This is a genomic window from Dietzia maris, from assembly GCF_014144855.1.
Taxonomy (GTDB): domain Bacteria; phylum Actinomycetota; class Actinomycetes; order Mycobacteriales; family Mycobacteriaceae; genus Dietzia; species Dietzia kunjamensis.
Genome location: NZ_JAALDN010000013.1, coordinates 1 through 6,227, shown reverse-complemented (window position 1 = coordinate 6,227; position 6,227 = coordinate 1). Strand labels below are relative to the sequence as shown.

At 68.0% G+C, this 6,227-nt stretch carries 8 protein-coding genes; 7 read left to right on the top strand and 1 reads right to left on the bottom strand.

Annotated features, from left to right (window positions below; translation table 11 throughout):
• Positions 1-109: 109 nt before the first annotated feature.
• Entirely contained in the window at positions 110-586 is a 477-nt protein-coding gene (locus G6024_RS00470) for an SRPBCC family protein (protein WP_096906761.1), read from the bottom strand.
• 285 nt (positions 587-871) lie between these two features.
• Between G6024_RS00470 and groL the strand changes: the two genes are divergently transcribed.
• From groL to G6024_RS00435, 7 genes are all read left to right on the top strand, one after another.
• Positions 872-2,494, top strand: a complete 1,623-nt coding sequence (gene groL, locus G6024_RS00465) for a chaperonin GroEL (RefSeq protein ID WP_120286075.1) — start codon at positions 872-874, stop codon at positions 2,492-2,494.
• 216 nt (positions 2,495-2,710) lie between these two features.
• A complete protein-coding gene (locus G6024_RS00460; RefSeq protein WP_182640279.1) occupies positions 2,711-2,854 on the top strand; it encodes a hypothetical protein in 144 nt (47 codons plus the stop codon).
• A 48-nt stretch (positions 2,855-2,902) separates the two neighbouring features.
• Positions 2,903-3,058, top strand: coding sequence for a hypothetical protein (locus G6024_RS00455; protein WP_167507209.1), 156 nt, complete (start codon positions 2,903-2,905; stop codon positions 3,056-3,058).
• 410 nt (positions 3,059-3,468) lie between these two features.
• A complete protein-coding gene (locus G6024_RS00450; protein ID WP_159147568.1) occupies positions 3,469-3,648 on the top strand; it encodes a hypothetical protein in 180 nt (59 codons plus the stop codon).
• A gap of 114 nt (positions 3,649-3,762) precedes the next feature.
• Positions 3,763-3,936, top strand: a complete 174-nt coding sequence (locus tag G6024_RS00445; protein ID WP_182640278.1) for a hypothetical protein — start codon at positions 3,763-3,765, stop codon at positions 3,934-3,936.
• Between the two features lie 377 nt (positions 3,937-4,313).
• Complete coding sequence (locus G6024_RS00440) at positions 4,314-5,429, top strand: alpha/beta hydrolase (RefSeq protein WP_159147567.1); 1,116 nt, start codon at positions 4,314-4,316, stop codon at positions 5,427-5,429.
• Positions 5,430-5,568: 139 nt separating this feature from the next.
• Positions 5,569-6,227, top strand: a 659-nt coding sequence (locus tag G6024_RS00435) for an alpha/beta fold hydrolase (protein WP_159147566.1), incomplete at its 3' end; no start/stop codon positions are given.

Here is a 6,227-nt window from a genome sequence, read left to right as displayed (position 1 = left end):
GGCGGGGGCGTCGACGTCGTCGCCGTCGCCCGACCACAGGGCGCAGCCGGAGAGCGACGCGACGAGCGAGCCCGCGATGAGGGCCGCGGCGGCCCGGGCCATCCCGGCCTCAGCTCCGCTCGGCGAGCGCCTTGATCCGCTGCAGGGAGGTGGACACGCCCCGGTCCAGCTCGCTGGTGAACGACTTCTGTCCTCCGAACACCTTGTCGGTGAGGAATCGGGAGATGAAGGTCAGCCCGTCCGGGACCTCCCTGCGCTCGGTGAGGAGGGTGCCGCCGGCGGGGGTCGGCTCGAGGTCGAAGACCCAGATGGTGGTGTTCTCGGTGATGCGGTTGGCGAACCGGCGGCCGGGCTCGAACTCCACCACACGGCTGGTCGTGGGCCACAGGAGCGGCCCGCGCTTGTTGAGGTTCAGTGCCCACGTGCCCTTGGCGGTGCGGCCGCCGAGGGGGAAGATCTTCCAGGCCTGGCTGCTCCACTGGGTGGCGTTGCGGACCTCGGAGATGACCTCCCAGACCCGGGCCGGCGGGGCGTCGATCTCGATGGAGCTCTCGATGGCGCCTGCTGCGGCGGGTTCGGTGGGCATTGACGAGCCTTTCGGGCGAACGGGTGGGACGGCGTCTCGATGGTAGGGCAGGGCCGGGCGACATGAGGGTCGTTCGCCGAGCGCGAATCAGCCGTCCGGGCCTTTGCACTCGTCGGGGGCGAGTGCTAGAAAAGCGATTGGCACTCGGCTACCCTGAGTGCCAGCAAGATCTGAGAACCGAGGTCGCAAGGTGAGGCGCGGATCCGACACGGTCCGCACCGTCCGTCGCGGGCACCGACGCTGACCACACGCGTGTCACCCCATACCCGGAGGATGATTCACCCCATGGCAAAGATGATCGCGTTCGACGAAGAGGCCCGGCGCGGCCTGGAGAGCGGTCTCAACCAGCTCGCCGACGCCGTCAAGGTCACGCTCGGCCCCAAGGGCCGCAACGTCGTGCTGGAGAAGAAGTGGGGCGCCCCCACGATCACCAACGACGGCGTCTCCATCGCCAAGGAGATCGAGCTCGAGGAGCCGTACGAGAAGATCGGCGCCGAGCTGGTCAAGGAGGTCGCCAAGAAGACGGACGACGTCGCCGGCGACGGAACCACCACCGCCACCGTCCTCGCCCAGGCGCTCGTGCGCGAGGGCCTGCGCAACGTCGCCGCCGGTGCCAACCCCATGGGCATCAAGCGCGGCATCGAGAAGGCCGTCGAGGCCGTCACCAAGCACCTGATCGACTCCGCCACGGAGATCGAGACCAAGGAGCAGATCGCCGCCACCGCGGGGATCTCCGCCGGCGACCCGGCCATCGGCGAGCTCATCGCCCAGGCCATGGACAAGGTCGGCAAGGAGGGCGTGATCACGGTCGAGGAGTCCCAGACCTTCGGTCTGGACCTCGAGCTCACCGAGGGCATGCGCTTCGACAAGGGCTACATCTCGCAGTACTTCCAGACGGATCCGGAGCGCCAGGAGGCGGTCATGGAGGATCCGTACGTCCTGCTGGTCTCCGGCAAGGTGTCCACCGTCAAGGACCTGCTCCCGCTGCTGGAGAAGGTCATCGGCGAGAACAAGTCGCTGCTCATCATCGCCGAGGACGTCGAGGGCGAGGCCCTGTCGACCCTGGTCGTGAACAAGATCCGCGGCACCTTCAAGTCCGTCGCCGTCAAGGCCCCGGGCTTCGGTGACCGCCGCAAGGCCATGCTGCAGGACATCGCCATCCTCACCGGTGGCCAGGTCATCTCCGAGGAGGTCGGCCTCTCGCTCGAGACCGCCGACATCTCCATGCTCGGTAAGGCCCGCAAGGTCGTCGTGACCAAGGACGAGACCACCATCGTCGAGGGTGCCGGGGACCAGGGTCAGATCGAGGGTCGGGTCAACCAGATCCGCGCCGAGATCGAGAACTCGGACTCCGACTACGACCGCGAGAAGCTCCAGGAGCGCCTCGCCAAGCTCGCCGGCGGCGTCGCCGTCATCAAGGCGGGCGCGGCCACCGAGGTCGAGCTCAAGGAGCGCAAGCACCGCATCGAGGACGCCGTGCGCAACGCGAAGGCGGCCGTCGAGGAGGGCATCGTCGCCGGCGGCGGCGTCGCCCTGGTCAAGTCCGAGGTCGCCATCGATGGTCTGTCCCTCGAGGGCGAGGAGGCCACCGGCGCGAACATCGTCAAGTTCGCGCTCAGCGCCCCGCTCAAGCAGATCGCCCACAACGCCGGCCTCGAGCCGGGCGTCGTGGCCGAGAAGGTCCGCAACCTGCCGGGCGCCGAGGGCCTGAACGCCGCCACCGGCGGCTACGAGGACCTGCTCAAGGCCGGCATCAACGACCCGGTCAAGGTGACCCGCTCGGCGCTGCAGAACGCCGCGTCGATCGCCGCGCTGTTCCTCACCACCGAGGCCGTCGTGGCCGACAAGCCCGAGCCCGCCGCGCCCGCCATGCCGGGTGGCGACGAGATGGGCGGCATGGGCTTCTGATGTAGCCCATCCCAGCACGCGGCCGTGGCCCGCACCGGAGATCCGGTGCGGGCCACGGCCGTTGTAACACGGCGGTCACGTGAACCTTCTCGCGTAAAGCGTTCGTGACCTGCGGTTAAGGAACGGTTTCGTCTCTGGTGGCTGCTGAAATGCCGCCTTAGTGTCTGTTCCAGGCGCCTCGGAGGGCGCCGGATCACACTGAGAACGGAGACCCCCATGCCCAACTTCGGTCAATTGTCCGACCTCTTCGGCGGAATCACCGACATCCTCGGCGCCGTCATCTTCTTCACCGGGTCCCTGGGTGGCGAGGGTGGGGTCAACGACTTCGTCGACGCGATCACCAGCATCAGCGCCGAATAGCCGTCACGACCCACTCACCACACACCAGTACACATCTAGGAGCAGACGATGACTTTCCCCGAGTTCGGATCCCTTGCCGGCGTCAGTGGCGCACTGGGCTTCCTCAACGACTTCCTCGGCGCGTTCGGGGACATGTTCTCCGGCCTGGCGTACTTCACCGGCGGTGACTTCCAGGAGGCGCTGACAGGAGGCTTCCTGCAGTGACATGAGCCCCGTCCGGGGAGGCGACTGCCCCGACGGAATGAATGCGGCCCGCGCGATTCTCCCTCGCGCGGGCCGCTTCGTCGTTGTCTCCGGGGTGCGGGTCGGGGCGAGCTGCGCCCGTGCGCCGGGGGCCTCGAGGGTGAACTACGGGTGACGTCGGGATGGTGCTCACAAGCGGGAGGAGGCCCCGGGGTGACGTGTGAAGGAAATTCTCTGAAAGCTGCTCGATTAATGAGTCTTCTTAAGCCTCGGTGGGTTACAGTGACCTAGGACACGGGCCCAGAGTAGGTGCCTGGCCAGCGTCAAGAGGCGTACCTGAGACGCGCGTCACGATTGACATCGGCGCAACTTAGGTTAACCTTACCCAGGGCCCCGAGGCGGGGCGACATCACAGTAAAAGGGAGAAACACATGCCTGACTTCAGCGCGATCAGCGCCGCGCTCACCGCGGTCACCAACGCCATCAGTGGCATCGTCGGCCTGACCGGCTCGCTGACGGGCGACGGCTTGGGCGACGCGCTCACGGGCATCGGCCTCGGAGACCTGGGCAGCGCCGCCGCCGACGCCACGGGCCCGGTCACCGACGCCTGATAGCCTAGCTGGCCTGAGTTAGTCGGGCCTCTAGGTGCGGCCGCTGTTGTCGCGGCCACCTCAAACTTCGAATCTGATCCGGACTTTCCGGATTGCACTCTCAAGGAGAAACACATGGGTATCGACCTCGGCTCCATCGGCGGCGAGAATGGCCTGCTCAACACCGGCGGCCTGCTCGACCTGGGCGGCAAGCTGCTCGGCAACGTCAACAACCTGGTCAAGGCTGTCGGCTACTTCGTCGGTGGCGACTTCCAGAAGGCGATCGACTCGGGCTTCATGAAGGCCTGAGTCGGACGACTGACTCGAGGAGGGCTCCGGGCTGCGGCTCGGGGCCCTCTCTCGCGTCTCGGGCCCATGGGGCTCCCTCTCGGCGGCCGAGGTGTGGCGGCGCCAGATATGGATTCGTTCATATCGGTAACACGGGTAGGGGACGGGCCGATAATGTTGATGTGAGCCGCTCCGGCCGGCTCCGCGGTTTCCCACGGATCGCGTGGATGTGGGAACCTCGGACGGTGCCCCGCGGGCGCGATACTCAAGTCTTGCGAGCACCTTAGTGGTACTAGTGTGTCTAGTGGGACTTGTGTGACTACTTGGAATCGGGTTAGCGTTCTCAGCAACAGTGCCCGGGTCCGTCTGTGAACAACGAGAATGTAAGGCGTCGAAATATGCGTTCAGTGAAGCGGTTCGGCACGAAGGTCGCGACAGCGGCCCTCGCTGCGGCCATGGTCCCCGTCGTCGCCACGGGCACGGCCCAGGCCCAGGGCGGAAGCATCCAGTACACCAAGGCCACGGCCGCGAACAAGGTCGTCGAGACCAAGCTGCCCGACGGTCGCATGATCGTCTCGGTGTGGTCGGACGAGATGGCGATCGAGGTCCCCAACATCGTCCAGCCGCCGCGTGACGGCAACGCCGGGGCGCCGGTGCTGTACCTGATCAACGGCGCGGGCGGCGGCGAGGACTCGGCCACCTGGCAGGCGCAGTCCGACGTCAAGAAGTTCATGTCCGACAAGGACGCGTGGACCGTCACCCCGATCGGCGGCGCCTTCTCCTACTACACGGACTGGCAGCGCCACGATCCCAACGTCCAGACCCGCTTCGCCCGCGAGACCGACCGTCCGATGGCGTTCGAGACCTTCCTCGCCGAGGAGCTCCCGAACCTCTTCGAGGGCCGCTACGGCGGCAACTACGAGGGCCGGAAGCGTGGCCTCGCCGCGATCTCCATGACCGCGACCTCGGTCCTGACGATCGCGCAGAAGCACCCGGGCAGGTTCCAGGCCATCGGCTCGTACTCGGGTTGTGCCGAGACGTCGACCCCGATCGGCTACCAGTTCATCAACATCGTCACCGGCATGCGCGGCGGCGCGAACCTCGACAACATGTGGGGCCCGTTCCCGGGCGAGCCCCGCACGGGGACCAACAACTGGTTCGACAACGACCCGGTCTGGGGTGCCTTCCGCTTCCAGGAGCAGATGAAGAACAACCAGCTCCCCGCGATGTTCATCTCGACCGGCAACGGCCTGCCCGGGCCGCACGAGTCGCTCGAGAACTGGCGTCTGCGCAACAGCATCCCGGCGCTCGCCAACCAGGCGATCGTCGGCGGCGTCATCGAGGCGGCCACCCAGTACTGCACGGCCAACCTCGCCCGCCGCTTCGGCGAGCTCGGCATCCCGGCCCACTTCGACTTCGCGCCCAACGGCACGCACTCGTGGGGCTACTGGGAGGACGACCTCAAGCAGTCCTGGCCGATGATGGGTCGCGCCATGGGCGCCAGCTGGGGCTGAGCCTGATCCCGTGAGGCAGGGCGTCGCACGCGTCGCCCGCACCACCACGAACCCCGCACCACCGACGACCGGTGGTGCGGGGTTCGTCGTATCCAGGGGCGGCCGGGCAGACCGGAGTGCAGTCCGGCATCCTGTACACATGACCACGATGGAGGACCCGCAGCGGGTGGAGCTGCAGCACTCGGACGGCAGCACGAGTCCGCTGCTGATCGTCGAGACGGCTCGGCGGGACGAGGGCCGGCCCGCGATCCTGGTGCTGCCGGGCATCGCCGTCGGCGCCCGGTACTACCTCCCCCTCGCCCGCGCGTTGGCGGCCGAGGGCGTCGACGTCGCGATCACCGAGCTCCGCGGTCAGGGTGAGAGCACCTACCGCATCGGGCGTCGCAGCGGCCCGGCCGGCTACCACGAGAGCGCCGCCGAGGACGTCCCGCTCGCGTTGGACGCGATGGAGCAGCGTCTCGGCGCGCGGTCCGTCGTGCTGCTCGGCCACAGCATGGGCGCGCAGATCGGCGTCTACCACCTCGCCCGCCACGACCCGCGGGTCGTGGGCCTGATCGCCGTGGCCGCACAGTCACCGTTCCACCGGGGATTCCCGGGTTCCTTCGGGCACAAGCTTCGCGCCGCGTCGGTCATCCTCCCGACGCTGGCCTGGCTGTCCGGGCACGTGCCGGGCCAGTTCTTCGGCGCGCAGGGGAGGATCCCGGCCGACCGGGTCCGCGACTGGTCCCGGCTCGCCGGGCGCGGCGTCATGCAGCCGGCCCGGGCGGACCTCGACTACCCGGCAGGCCTCGCGCGGGT